The sequence below is a fragment of the Corynebacterium sp. AOP40-4SA-5 genome (genome assembly GCF_052377355.1).
Classification (GTDB): Bacteria; Actinomycetota; Actinomycetes; order Mycobacteriales; family Mycobacteriaceae; genus Corynebacterium.
This window is the reverse complement of record NZ_JBQSWS010000037.1, coordinates 1-17,484: the sequence shown is the minus strand read 5'-3', so window position 1 is coordinate 17,484 and position 17,484 is coordinate 1. Positions and strand designations below refer to the sequence as shown.

Sequence of the window (17,484 nt, the reverse complement as noted above, 5' to 3'; positions counted from 1 at the left end):
GGGGGCTGGGGGGGGGTCCCCCCCCCCCCCCCCCCCCCCCCCGCTGGGTTTGGTGTGTCAGGCCGAGGTGGTGCTGGTGGCCATAACGTCGTGCCGTGGGGGTGGCTGGTTGGTTCTGGGGTGAATATATCCGGTAGACCGGACGCGGTAGTGGGGGACATGGCCAAACTGTTCGAGATCTCGATCCACGACACCTCACAAAGTGTCCGCTGCCCGGAAACTATGCTGAGCAGCGAGCCAAGCCGTAGCAGATGCGCATCCGAGCTGTCTTCGTCTGCAGGATCGCCTACTCGCATCCCCGTCACAGTTCGTCGAGGTACTTCGTTCGTGCTTTCATCGCGTGGATGATCAGCTCGTAGCCGTCGTCGAAGATCATCACGACCAACTCCAGAAGTCGACCGGCATGGTCGGTGCCGATCATCAGCCACCGACGCGGATCATCCTCATCATCGAGCGGGCGCGAGTGAAAAACGTGGGCCGCAGCGAACAACACAGCATCATCATTGATCCGGTCGCGACGGTAGTGTTTGCGCGCCGACTGGTGAATTTCAGGCAACATTCGTCCACTGGCGTACCGCCGCTCTGATGGCCTCCGAGCGCGTGGTGATCCCCTCAGCTTCCGCACGGGCTGTCAGCGCGGCGATCGTCGCCTCATCGAGCCGGACAGGGACCACTGTGCCGGGGCCGTCGCCGACAGTGGGCCTGCCTCGACGCGGAGCCGACAGTTTCGACAGGTCGTAACCAGCCTCGGCCTCGTCGGCCCATGCCTGGATCTGCTCGTCAGTAACCGGCTTGCCATGCATCAAGTGCTCACTCATATCTTTATCGTATACGAAAACCACTCCAGTGGTCATCCTCTACCGGTCGATGCCTCAACAATCACCGCACCCCGCCCGTCATAGAGCCCAGCCGCCCCCTCGTCTCACACCACCAAAAAACCACACACCTCTGGCACCATTACTCTAAATAGTCGTTGGCACGAAAATAGCCGACTTGCCGAACGGATGTGAGGGGATTGACAGACCGCTCATCCGACCGCTTCGTCGGGGTGGCTTCGACACCACGTGCGCACTTGTGCCCGCGGCCACCCCTCGGGCACATGGAACGTCCGCCCACCCATCTCCACGGCCCGGAACCCGACCGACGGCAGTGGTGTTCCAGGCGACCCCTCCGCCGCACTCCGGACGGAACTCACCGAAACCGAAGCCCCCGACAACTGTGCCCTCCGGCCATCCTCTAGGGCTCGGTCGAGCTCCTCGCGCAGTCTCCGGTTCTCCTGACGCAGACGCTCCATCTCGTAGACCACAGCATTGCGCTCAGCACGCTCCCGCTCGAGACGCTGCCGCGCCCGGGACTCCTCGATCCTCTCTTCCTCGGTGCGAACTCCATGATCACGCAACCGATACCGGGCAGTGTCGAGCATCCGGGCAGCGGCCTCACCATCAGGCAGTGCCCCGGCGACATCAGCGAGGCGACGCGGGTTGCCACACAGCCATTCGATGACGCCGGTGCGGGTGTAGGTCGGTCCCATCGGCAGGGCGGGAAGTTCGACAATCCGGCTGGCGATCACCCCGTCATCAGCGGCCCGGCGGCGTTCCCACGCCCGGTGTCGGCACGACGACGAGCAGTACCGCGGACGCCGCCCGCGCCCGGTGTAGGTCAGTTCGGTGCCGCACTCTAGGCACACCATGCCGGGGTCGACCGGCTTGCCGTCCGGGTCCCCGCCAACACGGATTTCTGCCGCCGTGGACGAAGGGTGGCCGCCGTGTTTTTTGCTCTGCTCTGCCATGGTCTCCACCCTAGTCTTTTCGTGCCAACGACATTTCGGAGTAATAATGCAAGAGGTGTGTGGTGTTCTGTCGGCGCGGCAGCGCCGCGGTACTGAGACCGTGTAGGGCTCCTACTGTTCGACGCTATGGTGACGGCGGACCTGTGGAGCGGGGGCAGGAGTGATGGTGGAGCGGGCGGTTTGCCGGCAGTGGAGCAGGGTCATGGCGGGCTGGCTGTGTCGACAGTTACCTCCACACCGTGGAGGTGCTCGCCTTGCCAAGGGCGGCTCCGCCGCCCCCGCCGGAGGCGGTCTCCCTAGGTGCGCTCGTTCCTCGCGCACCGTCGGTCGCCGCTCCGGCGGCGTGTGTCGGTTCACCCTGGCGGGGAACGTCGTCTAGGATCATCGGTGAAGGCCTTCGGGTCCGGACCCCTCGTTCCGCGCGAGTCGCCAAACTTTGCGGACGGGGGGTTTCTCTCTATCTATCTGCTGGGAATCAATCTACGGGGACAGCTGCCAACCACAGCGGCGACACGCCCCGTCGCCCTGATCCGTGGCCGATGTTAAAGATCGGCATTGACGGGGGGACGGGGCGGGTAGGCCACCAGGTCCGCGTCCTCGGCAGTGTTGCTGCTGCTCACCGTGGGTATCGGCAAGGATGGGGGCACACCCCCATACCCCCCGGAGCGATGTTGGTCACGGCCTCATTGATGAAGCTCACCCATGACCGACCGGGTCTACGGCCGGTCATGGGTGAGCTCTAGTCGGCGTCGGCCTTCCTCTGGATCAGAAGCAGTTCACCGCGCTTCTCGGCGAAAGTCTCCTTATCGGTCCAGCCGAACTCCGGCATGTCCATGCGGAAGAGGACTGCCTCCTTAAGCTTCGCCAGGTCGGTAGTCGCCGTCTTCTGATCCAACATCCGGAACGTCCAACAGCGACCGGCGGCCTCGACGAGTTCCAGGCCCTGGATAGGCTCCATGCGCAAGCCCACCCGCGCGCTGGAGCTCTTGGCCCGGCGACGGTTCCGATCATGGACCTTCCAGGCAATCCACCCAGCGATAACAACCAGGGCAATGAAGATCCAGGGAGCGGGGTTGATCGAGGTCTCCTCGACCCCGGCCATTACGCCTGCTCCTTCGATGCGGCAGGAGTCTTCGGCTCGACCTTGACCAGGCCAACGGCCTGAACGAACAGATTGCCGTCGACCGATCCGACCATCGGCTGGATGAGACGAACGTAATCACCGACCTCTACCTGCGGCGATCCCTCGCCCCAGACTTTCACGCTGATCTGGTCATAGTCGGGAAGCTGAAGGGCCTGGCCGTCGAGGCGCTTCTTCTCGCGGACACCTCGAAGGAACTCGACGGTGACCTTGAAAGGGAGCAAGCCTGGGAAGCCCTTCGACGCCTTCGGCTTTCCCTCCTTGGTCGTATCGAGCCCATCGACGCTGCGGACTTCAACGGCACCGGTGAACAATTCACCGCCGATCATCCAACTCGGAATGACGGGAGGACGGGGGGTGTCGTGCTGAGACATTGATGTCTCCGATCTGCCGAGCCGCTACTCTCGGCATCGGATGAAGAATCCTGCCGAGGCCTCCGGGACCGGGTCGCACCCCGCCGGGGGCCTCAGCGTGTCCCGGGTAGCGGTCCGGAACACCCTTGACGCTAGCACATGGAAACATGCTCTGACCTGGTGCTTAGTGTTACACCACCTGCATGAAAAGGTCGCTTCGCTCTGAGAGCCGTTTCTCAGAAGAGCCCAGTACTCCCCCCTTGCTTCGGCTGACACAGAGCGTTTGAGAGACGTGTGATGTTCACCACATTCAGAAGAGAGTGAGCGGCCGAGCCGCTTCACGAGCCTTCTCTCGGGCCTGGCGCTGCTTGTCCCAAATGGCCTGCTGGCCCACACGGCGCTCCTCGACAGCGCGCGGCGGCGGGGGGGTGATCGGGATCGGCGGGCAGTCAGCGTACGTGTACTCGTGAAAGGTCAAGACCATGCGAACCGCATCTGCCGCAGCCTCGGGACTCTTGCACCGTTCAACAGCTCGCAGCAGGTCAATGCGCATTTCTACGTCTCGCCGAGCGCGTCGCCAATCCTCCTCGGCGATGACGCCGACGACGAAGCCGTCGAGCTCGGCGGCGGCGATCTCCTCGTCGGTCTGCTCAGCCTCCAACGCCAGTTCCTCCCGAAGGCCCCTCGACCAGGACAGCTGCCGACGGCCATGTGAACCGGCTTCCCAGGTGTGCCATAGTCGCAGGTCATCGGCATATTCCCGGCCTTGTTCGCGGGCGTCATGGATGTCGACGAGGATCTCGAACGGGGACCGGTTCTGACCCTTCGCCTTCTTCCGGTGCCCTCCAGTGAGCTCCATCTTTAGGCCACTCTTGACGAGGTATCGACCCACCGCCTGGGCTGCACCCTCACCGCTGACGATCTGGCGGACATCGACCCCGCGCTCGCGTGTCGGAGCGACGAAACCAGCCCGCTCACAAGCTGCTGACCAGCGAGAATAGATACGACCGGCGAAAGTATCTCGCTGCTCATCGGTCAGCTCCTGGTCCAACAGAACAGCGGCGTGAGTGTGGACATGCCAGCCGTTTTTTCCGTGGGTTGTCTCCACCGACCGAATCCAGCCACGAACACCGTATCGTTCCTGTTCACCGATGGTTTTCTTCGTTCCCCGCCATGCGCCGGTGCGGTGGACAGCCGCCCAGGCCTTCGAGACGACCCCCCAGACCTCCGGCAGCGGTTGAGCAGCGGTGTGGCGGACCGTCAAGGTCACGAACAGGACGGCTTTACCCTGGTCAAGGTGGGTTTTCAGTGCTCCGCCAACCTCGTCCGAACGATGTGCCGCGATCTTCGCCGCACAAACCGGACAAGTCCAGACACTGCCGCATGTCTGGAGACCGGCCAGGCCAGCCTTCTCCCCCTTCTTCCAGCGGACAGGGACATCAGCCACCCCCTCCTGACGCCGGCACCCGCACCCACGGACGCGATCAAGGGAAGAATCCTCCCACAACACCTTCCGGAGGCGCAGCCGGGCATCCCGTTCCTGAAGACGACGTGCTCCGTGCCCTCGGAGACACGGGAAGCCCCCTCGACACGCACGCCCTGGTGCGGCGCCGCGGACGCCGGCCTCTTGCCACCAACACCTGCCTATGACCCGTTGGGGAAGCTGGCATAGTAGGCACACTGCCGGTCGGTGAGGGTGCGCTCGAGCTCATCGAAGCGACTCTCCCACAGTGCCGTCATCCGGAGTGATTTCGGGATACTTGCCCACTGCGAGATCAGGTGGTCCTTGTTGATGATCGCGCACACCTGCTCGATGTTCCCCTCGGCGAGCGCGGCACTGTAGGCGATGGAGCGCCCCCCCTTGCTCGCCAAATCGACGGTGCTTCCCCCCGGGCGTGCCCAGTGGATCGACAGTGGAACGTCAAACATGCCGTCGGTGGGGCCGTGCAGCTCGTCGAGGCTATTCGGAATCGCGTAGAACTTGCGGAGCCCGAAGGGCAGCGGACGAGCAGTCTCGGGCCCCACGGCACCTTCAGCATCAGTGTCTACGCCGGAGTGGTCATCGGTCGGCATCTACGCATCCTATCCAAAGTGCACTCCGTCCGACACTTCCCATCCACTGATCATGAGTGCTCTACAAACAGACAGCCCTACGGGCAGGGGAACCGCATATTGCTTACGGCCTGACACCTTTTTTCCGTCGCCCTCGGGGAAGCTCGATGCCGGCCTTCTGGACAGCTCGCAGGACAGTACTTCGGGATGCCCCACATTCGTTCATGGCCGCGGCGACAGTGGGGTATCCACCCGTCTGTAGGAAGACGTCATCAAAGTAGTTGGCGATTTCTCGTGCAGTCATGCGGCCGCCAGTTCGACGTCGCTCGTTAGCCTTCTGCAGCTTTTCTGTCTCGCCGCGTGCGTAGTCGCCGTCGGGGTCGTCCTGCCACCGCTGTGCGGCCTTCTTGCCGCCCTTGCGGCCCATCGTCGCCAGCGCCTTGCGCTCCCGCGTGGACGCACGCCCAGTCGCCGCCGGGCCTCCAGAGACCGAGTGGGAGGTCTTGCCGGCGATGACATAACCGCGCACACGCCTTGCCATGGTCTGCCTGTCCCGCATCGGCGGGATGTCCTCTGTGCGCCCGTCAGCGCCGATCGCCTGGGCGATACCGTAGGCGCGTTCGTAGGCGTCAATGATCGCCGCATCACTCATCCGCTTACCCGCCGCCCGCAGACGGTGAGCTTCGGCCAGGGCATGTCGGAAGGCCGTCTCATCCCGGGCGGCACGTCCCTCGGTGATCCACAGGACCTTCACTCCGTCGATGCGGTCAGTGTCCATCGCCGTGGCGCTGGGGAGATCCCCGTCAAGATCAGCTGCCATGGCCTTGAATGCCTCGGCTTCAGACCGTCGGGCTTTTACCGCCTCGAGGAGTTCACGCCCACTGGTGTACTTCTGCTGCGTGCGGGCAGCCTGTGGTGCGGTGTCACCGGTCATGGCTCGGACCTCCTCGATCAGGCTCGACAGTCGAGCAACCAGGTGGTGCTGACAGTGCCAACGATAAGCCGTGGGATCAGCTCCTGTGTACAACGGCGAGCGCGACAGGTTGTGGGCGAAGGCCGGGTCCCCGCCCAAGGCGGTACCCAGGGTGGCTGCGGTGGCTTTGAGCAGGCGCATATTCGCCGATTCGCCGGAACCGTCGGCGTGGACCGGGTCGATCAGCCAGATCAGCTGTGCTTTGCCGTTGGCCGGGTTGACCCCGATCCAGGCAGGCCCGGCACCGACCCCGGCGAGTCGGGAGATGGTGCGGTAGGCCTCAGGGTGGATGTTGTCGACACCGCCACCGTCGGTGCCGCGGCGGTCGACGTCGACGACGATGACCGCGGCGTACTGGGCGTGGGTCAGGGCAACGTACTGCATCCGGTTAAGGGAGGGGTGGCCGACCCGGTACATCTTCGGCACGCTCTGGCCCTCGGCGTTCTTGCGCCAGGCTGCTTTGAAGTCACGGGTGGGGCAGCCCTGGAACGCGGCCCTGCCCAGGTGGGTGATGAGTCGGTTGCGTTCTGCATCGGTGGCCCCACCAGACTGCAGGGAGGTGGGTACCGCCCCGAGGTTCTCGACGAGCAGTCGGGCGGCACCGGCCAGGGCACTGCGCTGCTGCGGGGACCGGGACCGACTCGGAGAAAAGGAGGACAGACCACCGGATAGTGCGGTGAGGGGGTCGGTCCCGGTGAACGGATCGAGCACCGGGCCTAAGTGATCGGCGATGCTGTCCGGTGCAGTGTCCGGGCCGCTGGCCTGGTCGGTGTCCTGGGGTGGTACATCCGGGCCGGATGCAGGTATGCTCATCGGTGAGGCTTTCTCCACGAGTGCGGATCGTGGGGTCAGCGAGCGTCACCAGGGCGGCAACCCGGGTGGCGCTCTTTCTTTTGCGCTTGAACAACACCTTACACCATTGTCATTCCGCAGGTAGAGCCGCAAAACCCCAAGTATCACGCCGGCGCCACGAGCGGATCGGGACTCGTTCTTGATGCACCGATCGATCCTGCGGCATCCACATCAAACTCGCACTGAGGGCAGATCTGCCGGCACCTCCGGCACCAGAGCGGACCAATCGAAATCACATGCACCCTGTGCTCCTACTCATGAACACCGATCATGACGCGCCATCCTCGCCGCCTCCGGAAGCACTCCTTCGGAGGATTACTACCAAGTGACGGTGTGGCGGTCTCGCGCTTGAGCATGCCTGCGTAAGTAATCAGCGGCACGGTGGGGTTTGATCTTCCTTCTGCTGCTCACCGCTGGAGGGGAAGGACTCATCACACGCGTATCACCCGCGCAAGGGAAGTGCGATAAAATATCTTTCATGTCGATACCGCACTGTCGCTCTAGCCTGCTCCCAGGCTCACGTAACCAAGGAGCTTCATGTTAAAGAAACTACAGTCAGTCAGTATCGCCAAGATATGGTTGCAACCTCGCGCTTCAACGTAGGAATAGTGCAGCCCACGGCGAAATACTTTCCTCTAGGGCTACGCCCAACCAGAGCACGGTTCGCCAGGAAGAAAAGGGCGACACCATACCGAACTATAATCTTACCATCTATGGAATTTACCTCGAGCCTGGAGAAACGAAATGATCAGAGACGCTCACGAAGCTAACGCAACAACCAGCCCCACAGACTACGAACTAGCACGCCTCAAAGCGGCCTTGCCCGAGTACTTCGACAAGAACGGAGACTTCAGACTCGACCGCCTTCAGGAGGCGCTGAACTCGGCCAACGTGTCGATGACCCGCGAAGGCTACGAGCTCAAGTTCCTGGGGAAGTCATACGCCAAGTACCTGACCTCAACGCGGACCGAGACGGTCATGGTACCCGATCTCGAACACAACGCTAAAGCGAGCAACGCTGAGTCGGAGAATTTGTACATCGTCGGGGACAACCTCGATGCGCTTAAGCACCTGCTGGGGTCCTACGCGGGCAAGGTGAAGTGCATCTACATCGATCCGCCATACAACACAGGTTCCGATGGGTTCGTCTATGTCGACGACTTCGGCTTCACGGTTAAGGATCTCGTCGAAAAGATAGGACTTGGCGAGGACGAAGCGGAGAGAGTTATAGCTCTCCAAGGTAAGTCATCCCACTCAGCATGGCTTACCTTCATGTACCCGCGCCTCGAGCTCGCAAAGGAGCTGCTCGCGGACGACGGCGTCATCTTCATCAGTATCGATGACAACGAACAGACGAACCTCAAGGCGCTGTCCGACGAAGTGTTCGGCGAACAAAACGCAGTCGCTACCTTTGTATGGAAGAGCAAGTCCGGCGGCGCGAACGACTCCGGTCAGGCTGCGGTAGACCATGAGTACATTCTTGCCTATGCGAAGGACCCTGCAGCCGCGTCTCTGGGACTGGATCCGCTGGCCGAAGCAACCACTGCTTATAACTTTTCGGATGAGAATGGGCGTTATTCACTTGAACGATTAGACAAACAAAACCTGACCTATTCCGAATCCATGGATTACGTACTCATAGGGCACGATGGAACGGAGTATTACCTTGAACACAAGGACCCGGCGAGCCCCAACGCTATCTGGCGCTGGTCGAAAGAAACCGTTGCCGCTCGCATGTCAGAGCTTGTATTCAACAATGGACATGTCTATACAAAGAACTACGAAAAAGATGCCGGAAAGCCCCGCTCACTATTAATTGACCAGCGCTTCGGTCGGTCCCGAACAGGAAGCACTCAAATTGCAAAATTATTCGATGGGAAGACGCTTTTCAAGAACCCGAAACCAGTGAACCTTATATCTCATTTGATAAGAATCGCCACGCGCCCCGACTCGCTTATCGTTGACTTTTTCTCAGGTTCCGCAACAACCGCAGAGGCCGTGATGTCTGTGAATTCGGAAGAGTCCGGCGGCGGGCAAAGGAAATCGATCCTCGTACAGCTCCATGAGCCTATCGTGCCGACAGCGAACAGATATTCGAAAGCCGCATATGCAGAGGGTTATCGATACATCGAAGAGATCGGCTGCGATCGGATCGCGCGAGCCGCGAAGCGTATCAAGTCAGATACTGGCGCTGATATCGACTATGGTTTCAGGATTTTTCACTTGGAAGAGCCAAGCCAGAAAACGCTCGATCAGCTTGAATCTTTCGATCCGAACGAGGATGACGCTCTGCTCGCTGGCGACTTCGTCTCCAAGTTCACTTCCCATGGGACACCTGGCGACCAGGTCGCGCTTTCCACTTGGCTTGTCCAGGACGGTTTCGGCCTAACACCCGACGTGAAGGACGTAGAGCTCAACGACTATGAGCTGAAGGTCTGCGAAGACTCCGGTTACATCATCAATCCTGGATTCAATAGCGACGATGCAATGGCGCTCGTTGCCAAGCTCGAGAGCGGCGAACTCGATCTGAAGCGCATCGTCGTCTTCGGATACTCCGTACCGTTCTCAGTCATGCATGAGTTGAAGCAGAACCTCACGTCACTGCGTTCAGGGCAGTCCGTTTCCGTGATCGAGCGGTACTAACCCATGCCTATTAGACTTCAAACACTCGACCACCAGCAACGCGCACTGAGTGCGCTGACCAGCGTCTTCAAGGATGTCGAACTCGACGACAGCACACCACCAGAGGCGAACATTGCTTTCGACCCGGCTGATCCGCAGATACGCGATAACATCCTCGAGATCCAGTCCGACGTTGTGGACGACATCGTTGCGATCCCTCATCCCTGGCGGAGCCGTGTGGACGACGGCGTACTCGGGGTCGACGCCAAGATGGAAACAGGCACCGGAAAGACGCTGGTCTATACCCAGCTCATGTACGAGCTGAACCGGCTCTACGGCTTCACGAAATTTATCCTTCTCGTGCCTTCCGTCTCGATCAAAGAGGGGACAAAGGCATTCATCCGGTCCGATTACGCACGCAAATACTTTGCCGACACGTACGGCCCGCAGATGGATCTACGCCTTGACGTCCTCGACCCGCAGAAGCGGTCAAAGGGACGGAAAATGATGCCGAACTCCGTCGTCAACTTCGCACAAGGCTCACGTCTGTCGCGCGGACGCATCTCCGCGCTCCTCATGACCGACAATATGCTGCGGTCGCAAGCGACAATGGCCTACAACTACGACCAGACGGTGCTTGGTACGACCAGCGTCCCCTACGAGGCGCTGCGTGAGACTCGACCCATCGTCATTATCGATGAGCCGCATCGCTTCCGGCGCGACAACAAGGCCTATAAGACGCTCATCGACAAGATCCATCCGCTGGCGGTCTTCCGCTTCGGCGCGACGTTCCCCGAGCTTGGAAAGACGGGGAAGACCGACTACAACAACCTTGTGTTCAACCTCGGTGCTGCCGAATCGTTCAATGAGCAGCTGGTCAAGGGTGTCCAGGTCCAGTACCCGCAGGACAACAGCAGCGATACGACACGCCTGAAGCTCACAAGCCTCTCCAAAAGCAAACCAAAGCAGGCCACGTTCCAGAACATCGGCACGGGCAAGTCCCACACCTTCGCTATGGGAGAGTCGCTCGGCATCGCCGACGGCGCATTCGCAGGCATCACCATCGAGGGGATCGGCAAGACCGACAACCCTGCGATCAAGTCCGGAGTCACGCTATCCAACGATCAGGCGCTGGGTAGAGGGGACATCCTCTCTGCCCGTGTCTACTCGGACACGTACCAAGCCCTCATGATGAAGCAGGCACTCGACAACCACTTCGAGATTGAGTGGGAGAACTTCCGCCGCTCGTCCAGGGTCAAGACCCTCACCCTGTTCTTCATCGACTCGGTCGAATCCTATCGCGTCGACGACGATTCGCTCGGGCACCTCGGGCAACGCTTCGAGGAGCTCCTCACCACGCGACTAACCGCTGAGATCGAGAAGCGCCAGGGCGACTCCTCACCCATCGCGAAGGAGTACGTCGCCTACCTGAGAGCATCGCTCGCTAACGTCAGTTCGACACACGGTGGCTACTTTTCCAAGGACAACTCCACCACCGATGAAGCCATTCAGCACCAGGTCGACGAAATCCTTCGCAACAAGGAAGCGATGCTGTCCTTCGAGACACCGGACGGCGTGCCAAACACTCGCCGTTTTCTGTTCTCGAAGTGGACGCTGCGTGAGGGCTGGGACAACCCGAACGTGTTCCAGATCGTCAAGCTCCGGTCGTCAGGGTCGGAAATCTCGAAGCTCCAGGAAGTGGGGCGTGGCCTCCGGTTGCCTGTGGATACGAAGGGAAATCGTCTCGCAGGCGAGCAGTTCTACCTCACATACCTTATCGACTACGCGGATCAGGAGTTCGCCGACTCTCTCATCGCCGAGATCAACTCCGACGGTGCAGCAGGACCCGTCAATGTGAAGGATCTGCTTCCCAAGGTCGCTGAAGAGCTCGGAATGTCGGAGACGGACCTGTTCATTGAGCTCCTGAAGCAGGGCCTTGTCGATTCGGACAAGAACGTTGTGCCAGGACGCGAAGAAGACCTGTTCGCCGCCTACCCTGCGTTCAACAAGACAGGCCTGAAGTCTGGCAAGGTCGTGAAAGGTAAGCAGAAGGTCAAGGTCGGTATACGCCCCGAGCGGTACTCCGAGATCAAAGACCTCTGGGAGACGCTGAACGCGAAATACTACCTCCGCCTCGACGAGCTTACGACCGACGAGATCGATGCGTGCATCGACGAAGTCCTGGGCACCGGGATCTATCGGCAGGAGTTTGGTCGGTTCACTCAAGATGTGATCGTGAAGGCCGACGAGGGCTCGTCCCTAGAGGTCCGAACGGAGACGAAGACCCGCTTCGACACGACCGAGACGATGCCGTACGGCGACTGGCTGAAGAATGTCCGTGAACAGACTAAGCTCCCGATCGATCGGGTCCACGCGGGACTCGTCCGTCTCCACTCGAAGGAGCACCTCCCGGAAGACTTCTTCAACAGAGCGACCCTTCACAAGTTCCGTTCTGGGTTCATAGAGTGGATGGAGCGCAACTACCTCGAACGGTTCACGTACTCGAAGATCGAAGGGCTTGTCCTGGGCACGGAGCTCACCGATGCTGACGGTGCCCCTCTGGAGAGCATCATGCAAGGTAATATCGGCGTCTTCCGCGATGACAAGGCCATCGTGCCTGATAAGTTCCTCTACGACGCGGTCGTGTACGACTCGCCGAAGGAACACGACACGATCCGCGACTCCACGCTCGATGAGGTTATCGTTTTTGGGAAGATCCCTCGCCGGTCGATCAAGGTACCTCTGTACTTTGGCGGTACCACGAGCCCGGACTTCATGTACGTGCTCAAGCGCGATGACGGCGGACTGTCCCTGAACTTCATCATCGAGACGAAGGATACGGAGAAGCGCTCTGACCTCCGCGAGAGCGAGAAGCTCAAGATAACGGCTGCGCAGCGGTTCTTCGAATCGATGAGCTCCGAGGGTATCGATGTCACGTTCCGTGCCCAGGCGCAGCGCGATGACATCGCAGCACTGATCAAGCAAGTATTGGCGAGTGAGTAGATCCCCTACGCATGGTTACTCGGCAAACGAAGCAGTGCGCCGCGACGGCTGTAGTGTCGTTACCCTTCACCATCGAGCTGTTCAACCGATCGAATCTGACAGGGCGTGAGCACACGCGGTTGTCATGATGCACTTCTTCCATGCCGTCGGCAGCGCTGCCGGTTGTTCTCGTCGGCCATCGCGTCGTAGATCTGGCCGTACAGTTCCCGGGCCTGCGGGTCATTCGAGTCCTGCGGTAGGACGATTCCGCGGTACTGCATCGAGGTGAGCAGGGCTGTGGCGAGGTTATAGAAGTTCTCCGCCCACAGCGTCTGACGCTCCTGCGGCCACAGATCTTCGGCCAGCCCGCCCATGTCCTGCCGCAGGAACATGTCGCATGCCCGGGTCTTCCACGCCTCTGGCGATGACTTGAGAACGTCCTGTTCCAGGTCCACCACCTCCTCGGCGGTGAGCCGCTCGACCTCGGCGTCCTCCATGAAAAGTTCATCCAGATAGTCAGCACGAACCTGCCTCTCGGCACACGATCGGATCCTGTCGAAGATGTCCTGTAGATCCATCCCCTCCGGCCACCGAGCTATCCCACTGAGGTAGTGGTCCCGCAGCCACCGGAACTTCCGGTCACGTCTGATACTCATCGCCGTCTCGATCGTGGCGTAGTACCGGTCGACCTCGGCGTCGGTGACTGCCGGGAACGCGCTCTGTAGTGCTCCCTGGACCTCATCTCGCGTGATCATCACAGCATCCTTCCTGTTCCGTAGCCATATTGGCGCGAGTCGGCAAGAAAAATAAAAACCCTTGTTTCGTCACCATGTATTTTTAGAGTATACCCCAAAAGAACACCTCCGAGCAGAGACATCTGCCCTGTCCAGTAGGGTCTTAGTCATGTCAAAAAAGACACTTCCGTCTCAAGGTCTAGGACCCACCGGACAGATTGTTGGGTACGCCCGAGTAAGCAGCCCCGAACAGAACCTCGACCGTCAGACCAGTCAACTGACCGAGGCCGGCGCACAGAAGCTATTTACCGACACGGTCAGCGGCTCTACCCGTGACAGACCGGGGCTCGACGCCGCGCTCGAGTATCTCCGCGCCGGAGACACGCTCCTGGTAGTCAGCATGGATCGGCTCGCCCGCTCGCTAGTAGACCTGCACACCCTGGTCGACGAGCTCAGCACCAAAGGCATCACCGTGACGTTTCTTCAGGAGGGACAGTCCTACTCAGCCAACCCCTCCCCTACCGGAAAGCTTCTCCTCGGCATGCTCGGTGCAGTCGCGGAATTTGAGCGATCCATCATCCGGGAGCGACAGACAGAAGGCATCGCCCGAGCCAAAGCCCGCGGCGTCTACAAAGGCAGGAAGCCAGTGCCGGGCGAGAAGATCGAACAGGCCAGAAAGCTCGTCTCTCAAGGTGTTCCGAAAGCCCGGGTCGCCCGCGACCTAGGCATCAGCAGAAGCTCGCTCTACAAGCACCTCGGCGAAGACTACACCGCCAACCAGTAGATCATTGCAACATCGCCTCACTCTATATCAACGTTATGACGTTACAGCGCTAGCGTTGTGACGCTAAAGCGCTAACTACAGTTCAAGATGATTTTTGAGCATCTCTTCAATGATTTGTGAGGCGTTCGTCTCTTCTTCGACAGCACGCATTTTGAGCGCCTTCCAAGTGGGCGATGACAAGTAGATTGTCGTGCGTCGGTCGAGTCGGGAACTGTCGCCTTCTGCGAAGACTTCCTCGACGGAGCGCGTCGCGGTGGCTTGCGGCTTACGCATCGTGTCCTTCAGGCTTGGTCGCTTCTTGTCGGTCATTCCATCTCCTCGATCTCGGCTATTTCTTTGTAAACGTCGTCGTAGCCATGCAGCTTGGTTGGACTGGTGCCAAACTGCGCCTTCATGTCCTCGCGTTGCGGGACCGCGTTATAGAACGTCGGTACTCCCTGGTTTTCCAGGAGGTCGCGCGCTTCGGAGTACAGACGGGTGTGCATCAGCACCCCGGTCAGCAAAACACCGGTCATCCGGTGTGAGGTGGTCTCCAGAGTCGGCCAGACTCGGTCGATGTCCATCGGGCTCGCCCCAGAAGGGACGACGACGAGATCTGCGACATCGATAGCAGCCTGGATTTCCTTAGCGGTTCCCGGCGGGGTGTCGATGATCGTCAGGTCGTCAGATCCCTTGAGTCCCGACAGCTTCTTCGCTGTTGCCGGTACCACTGAGAACGGCAGGGGATCGCCGCGCTGTTCAGCGATCTCCGCCCACCGGCAGGCGGAACGCTGCGGATCAGCATCGTAGAGCGCCACAGCAGTGCCGGTGGCCGCAGCAGCTGCGGCCACCATCACTGCACTGGTGGTCTTTCCGACGCCCCCCTTGGTGTGAACGAAAGCAACAATCATGCAGTCTCCTGAGGATGAGGCGGAAATGTAACCAGGATTGATGATAACGTCACAACGCTACAGCGTCAACGCTATAACACTACAGCGTCAGCGTTGTAACGTTAACGTTATAACGCTACATGGCACGAGATTCAGTATCGTTCGGGATAACGTTCATATAGCCCCCCCCATCGAGGTTGTCCCTGGTGCCGATGACCAGTTCCTAACCGCCAGCGCAAGCCAAAGCCACCCCGATCATGCTTCTCTGTCTGGGGAGGTCAGGCCACGGAACCTCTCAAAAAACGCCGTGAGCTTCTGGATCACCCGGTGCTTCTTCTCACCATGGCCACCACCGGCAGCAAAACGAGATACCGGTGGCAACACCCGCGTGATCGCTATGCCACCGGTCGTGACCTGCCCATCACGAAACGCCTCATCAACGAACTCCCGGGCCTGCTCGGGACGCAGGTTCTCCTGCGTGATGATCTCGTCCAACTCCGCCTCACGCCGATCAGCCAGGAACGTGCGCCACTCCTGGTCAATCTCACCATGCGCGGACAGTGAATCAACGAAGTCTTCGATCAGGTCCTTCTTGTTGCGCAGCGTCGGGCTGGCATCCACAGCCCGGGAAATCTCCGCCCGAATCTCCTTGTCATCACCGTCACCGTGTTCATCCCGGTACTTCTGCACCAGCATGAGGATGTAGTCGACGTTGATCTCGACCTGCTTGACCAGCTCGATTTCAAAGACAACATCATCGTTGATCTGCTCTTTGTCGCCCGTCGTGTCTTTACGGAAGGGTCTGCTGCATGATCTGAGACAGGTTGGTTACGCTGCCGTGATGGCAGGTGTTTTCATCATGGTCTCGTACTCCACAGGGGTCAACCGTCCCAGACCATCCCGGGTGAGACGCTTGATTGTCTGATACACCTGGCCGATGTTGATTGGCCAGGTGTTGCGAGTGCGGTTTTCGAAATCAGTCTTTAGCTTTCCGACACTGCGTGGGTGCTCGGAGAGCATGCTGAGAAAAGCGAACTTCATAGACACAAGGGGCCTCACCAGGACGGGAAGTCGGCTTGCTGACCTCGGAGATGCAGGGATAACCCCTATTCATGTCACACTTTAAAGTGACCCGCAACCCGCTTACCTCTTCGGGAAACTTGAGATAACGAGATCGGAAAGCGGTCCAGGTAACCTCCCATCATTTGCCATACGGGCCCAGTTCCCTACCGCCGATAAGCCTCCGTCACCTCCTTGGGTTACCCCAAAGAAGTCCACGCTTTCTCCGGTGCTATCGTCCTTTGAAGTGTAGGAGGACCATTCGCTTCCTGTTTCCCGTACAATAATCTCCCCAATGAGTAGAGCTGCCCTGTTGACCTCATCCTCATCGCTCGAGGGGAAAGTTTTCTTTTCGATTGAGTCTATGGTGCTCCGCGACCATAGTTCGACACCTGATTCATCGGGTGATATTTTCGATCCGCTCCATTCTTCAAAAACACCCTTTGCTGATTCTTTTACGGATTCAAGGGGGATGCTTCCGGAGGGCACGGGGCGAATTATCGAGGGGGCCGGGTCGTAGACCTTGTTGACCTGCTTTTTGCCGACGACGGTGATGCGGGTGAGGAGTTCGGAGACTTCCCGGGGGGTGTAGTACTCGCCGCCGGACTTTCCTGCACTGGAGGCGTACATCTGCATGAGGTACTCGTAGGCGTCGCCGAACAGGTCGATGGAGTTGTCCTCGAAGTTGCCCAGCGGGAGGGCACCGATCGCGTCGAGGAGTTTCCTGAGCTTCTCGTTGCGCTTGGCGACGGTGTTGCCGAGCTTGGAACTGTTGACGTCGAGGTCATCGAACAGGCCTTTGAGATCGTCCTCGGCGTCGGTGCCGAGGGCGGAGCCTTCGATGTTCTTGAACACACCAGCGAGGATCTCGTTGAGGTTCGTGTCGTGCGCGGCGTACGTGCGGACGTTGTCGAACAGTTCAGACGGCAGGATGTAGAAGCCTTTTTCCTCAACCGTCTCCGCGCGCCCGAACTCAGCCTGGGCGTCGGGGAGTTGTGCGTAGTCGAAGTCTGCGTTGCCGGCGTCGTGTTCGGCGTGGTTGATGTAGGCGGTGAGGTTTTCGGAGATGAACCGGTAGAACAGCATGCCCAGGACGTAGGACTTGAAGTCCCAGCCGTCGACGGAGCCGCGGAGGTCGTTGGCGATGCGCCAGATTGTCTTGTGAAGCTCGGCGCGCTGGTGTTCTTTGTTGGTCGGTGCCATGTGGTTGTGTCTCCTGCGCTTCGGGGCGCGTTGTTCAGGTGTGGGGTTGGGTTTAACGTACTGCCGGGTGC

General features: G+C 59.9%; 15 protein-coding genes and 1 pseudogene. 3 read left to right on the top strand and 13 right to left on the bottom strand.

The features are described 5' to 3' along the window. Positions 1–301: 301 nt before the first annotated feature. From ACT3S3_RS14630 to ACT3S3_RS14595, 8 genes are all read right to left on the bottom strand, one after another. Positions 302–559, bottom strand: coding sequence for a toxin (locus tag ACT3S3_RS14630; RefSeq protein WP_444626987.1), 258 nt, complete (start codon positions 557–559; stop codon positions 302–304). After that, positions 549–818: a ribbon-helix-helix domain-containing protein gene (locus ACT3S3_RS14625; RefSeq protein WP_301530326.1), complete on the bottom strand. Its 270-nt coding sequence runs from the start codon at positions 816–818 to the stop codon at positions 549–551. The genes ACT3S3_RS14630 and ACT3S3_RS14625 overlap by 11 nt, the downstream gene beginning before the upstream one ends. Before the next feature lie 209 nt (positions 819–1,027). Further along, positions 1,028–1,789, bottom strand: a complete 762-nt coding sequence (locus ACT3S3_RS14620; protein WP_444626986.1) for a hypothetical protein — start codon at positions 1,787–1,789, stop codon at positions 1,028–1,030. Between the two features lie 739 nt (positions 1,790–2,528). Further along, positions 2,529–2,891, bottom strand: a complete 363-nt coding sequence (locus tag ACT3S3_RS14615) for a hypothetical protein (RefSeq protein ID WP_444626985.1) — start codon at positions 2,889–2,891, stop codon at positions 2,529–2,531. After that, positions 2,891–3,304: a hypothetical protein gene (locus tag ACT3S3_RS14610; RefSeq protein ID WP_444626984.1), complete on the bottom strand. Its 414-nt coding sequence runs from the start codon at positions 3,302–3,304 to the stop codon at positions 2,891–2,893. Before ACT3S3_RS14610 ends, ACT3S3_RS14615 begins: the two co-directional genes overlap by 1 nt. A gap of 289 nt (positions 3,305–3,593) precedes the next feature. Continuing rightward, the gene (locus ACT3S3_RS14605) at positions 3,594–4,730 is read right to left on the bottom strand and encodes a protein rep (RefSeq protein ID WP_444626983.1); all 1,137 of its coding nucleotides are present in this window, start codon (positions 4,728–4,730) and stop codon (positions 3,594–3,596) included. 197 nt (positions 4,731–4,927) lie between these two features. Beyond that, positions 4,928–5,356, bottom strand: coding sequence for a hypothetical protein (locus tag ACT3S3_RS14600; RefSeq protein ID WP_444626982.1), 429 nt, complete (start codon positions 5,354–5,356; stop codon positions 4,928–4,930). 103 nt (positions 5,357–5,459) lie between these two features. Beyond that, on the bottom strand, positions 5,460–7,121 hold the full coding sequence (locus ACT3S3_RS14595; RefSeq protein ID WP_444626981.1) for a replication initiation protein: 1,662 nt from the start codon (positions 7,119–7,121) through the stop codon (positions 5,460–5,462). 783 nt (positions 7,122–7,904) lie between these two features. Here ACT3S3_RS14595 and ACT3S3_RS14590 point away from each other — a divergent pair. Together ACT3S3_RS14590 and ACT3S3_RS14585 are read left to right on the top strand one after the other, a co-directional pair. Next, complete coding sequence (locus ACT3S3_RS14590; RefSeq protein ID WP_444626980.1) at positions 7,905–9,803, top strand: DNA methyltransferase; 1,899 nt, start codon at positions 7,905–7,907, stop codon at positions 9,801–9,803. Between the two features lie 3 nt (positions 9,804–9,806). Next, positions 9,807–12,785 carry a type III restriction-modification system endonuclease gene (locus ACT3S3_RS14585; protein ID WP_444626979.1) on the top strand — a complete coding sequence of 993 codons (2,979 nt, stop codon included), beginning with the start codon at positions 9,807–9,809 and terminating at the stop codon, positions 12,783–12,785. A 122-nt stretch (positions 12,786–12,907) separates the two neighbouring features. Here ACT3S3_RS14585 and ACT3S3_RS14580 read toward each other — a convergent pair whose 3' ends face one another. After that, positions 12,908–13,519: a hypothetical protein gene (locus ACT3S3_RS14580; protein WP_444626978.1), complete on the bottom strand. Its 612-nt coding sequence runs from the start codon at positions 13,517–13,519 to the stop codon at positions 12,908–12,910. Positions 13,520–13,667: 148 nt separating this feature from the next. On the opposite strand from ACT3S3_RS14580, the gene ACT3S3_RS14575 reads away from it, so the two are divergent. Then, a complete protein-coding gene (locus ACT3S3_RS14575) occupies positions 13,668–14,282 on the top strand; it encodes a recombinase family protein (RefSeq protein ID WP_444626977.1) in 615 nt (204 codons plus the stop codon). A 75-nt stretch (positions 14,283–14,357) separates the two neighbouring features. On the opposite strand, the gene ACT3S3_RS14570 is transcribed toward ACT3S3_RS14575, so the two are convergent. The 4 genes and pseudogenes from ACT3S3_RS14570 to ACT3S3_RS14555 form a co-directional block, all read right to left on the bottom strand. Then, positions 14,358–14,591 carry a hypothetical protein gene (locus ACT3S3_RS14570; RefSeq protein ID WP_444626976.1) on the bottom strand — a complete coding sequence of 78 codons (234 nt, stop codon included), beginning with the start codon at positions 14,589–14,591 and terminating at the stop codon, positions 14,358–14,360. Next, entirely contained in the window at positions 14,588–15,172 is a 585-nt protein-coding gene (locus ACT3S3_RS14565) for an AAA family ATPase (protein WP_444626975.1), read from the bottom strand. The genes ACT3S3_RS14570 and ACT3S3_RS14565 overlap by 4 nt, the downstream gene beginning before the upstream one ends. A 234-nt stretch (positions 15,173–15,406) precedes the next feature. Further along, a pseudogene (locus tag ACT3S3_RS14560) lies at positions 15,407–15,925 on the bottom strand (type I restriction endonuclease subunit R, EcoR124 family); the annotation flags it as partial. 369 nt (positions 15,926–16,294) lie between these two features. Next, positions 16,295–17,484: type I restriction-modification system subunit M (locus tag ACT3S3_RS14555; protein WP_444626974.1), on the bottom strand; the 1,190-nt coding region annotated here is incomplete at its 5' end.

Excerpts from the sequence above, each read along its gene's own strand:
- ACT3S3_RS14580 (WP_444626978.1), bottom strand. The coding sequence starts at position 13,519 with ATGATCACGCGAGATGAGGTCCAGGGAGCACTACAGAGCGCGTTCCCG.
- ACT3S3_RS14570 (WP_444626976.1), bottom strand. The coding sequence starts at position 14,591 with ATGACCGACAAGAAGCGACCAAGCCTGAAGGACACGATGCGTAAGCCG.
- ACT3S3_RS14625 (WP_301530326.1), bottom strand. The coding sequence starts at position 818 with ATGAGTGAGCACTTGATGCATGGCAAGCCGGTTACTGACGAGCAGATC.
- ACT3S3_RS14600 (WP_444626982.1), bottom strand. The coding sequence starts at position 5,356 with ATGCCGACCGATGACCACTCCGGCGTAGACACTGATGCTGAAGGTGCC.
- ACT3S3_RS14610 (WP_444626984.1), bottom strand. The coding sequence starts at position 3,304 with ATGTCTCAGCACGACACCCCCCGTCCTCCCGTCATTCCGAGTTGGATG.
- ACT3S3_RS14590 (WP_444626980.1), top strand. The coding sequence starts at position 7,905 with ATGATCAGAGACGCTCACGAAGCTAACGCAACAACCAGCCCCACAGAC.
- ACT3S3_RS14620 (WP_444626986.1), bottom strand. The coding sequence starts at position 1,789 with ATGGCAGAGCAGAGCAAAAAACACGGCGGCCACCCTTCGTCCACGGCG.
- ACT3S3_RS14615 (WP_444626985.1), bottom strand. The coding sequence starts at position 2,891 with ATGGCCGGGGTCGAGGAGACCTCGATCAACCCCGCTCCCTGGATCTTC.
- ACT3S3_RS14565 (WP_444626975.1), bottom strand. The coding sequence starts at position 15,172 with ATGATTGTTGCTTTCGTTCACACCAAGGGGGGCGTCGGAAAGACCACC.
- ACT3S3_RS14630 (WP_444626987.1), bottom strand. The coding sequence starts at position 559 with ATGTTGCCTGAAATTCACCAGTCGGCGCGCAAACACTACCGTCGCGAC.
- ACT3S3_RS14585 (WP_444626979.1), top strand. The coding sequence starts at position 9,807 with ATGCCTATTAGACTTCAAACACTCGACCACCAGCAACGCGCACTGAGT.
- ACT3S3_RS14595 (WP_444626981.1), bottom strand. The coding sequence starts at position 7,121 with ATGAGCATACCTGCATCCGGCCCGGATGTACCACCCCAGGACACCGAC.
- ACT3S3_RS14575 (WP_444626977.1), top strand. The coding sequence starts at position 13,668 with ATGTCAAAAAAGACACTTCCGTCTCAAGGTCTAGGACCCACCGGACAG.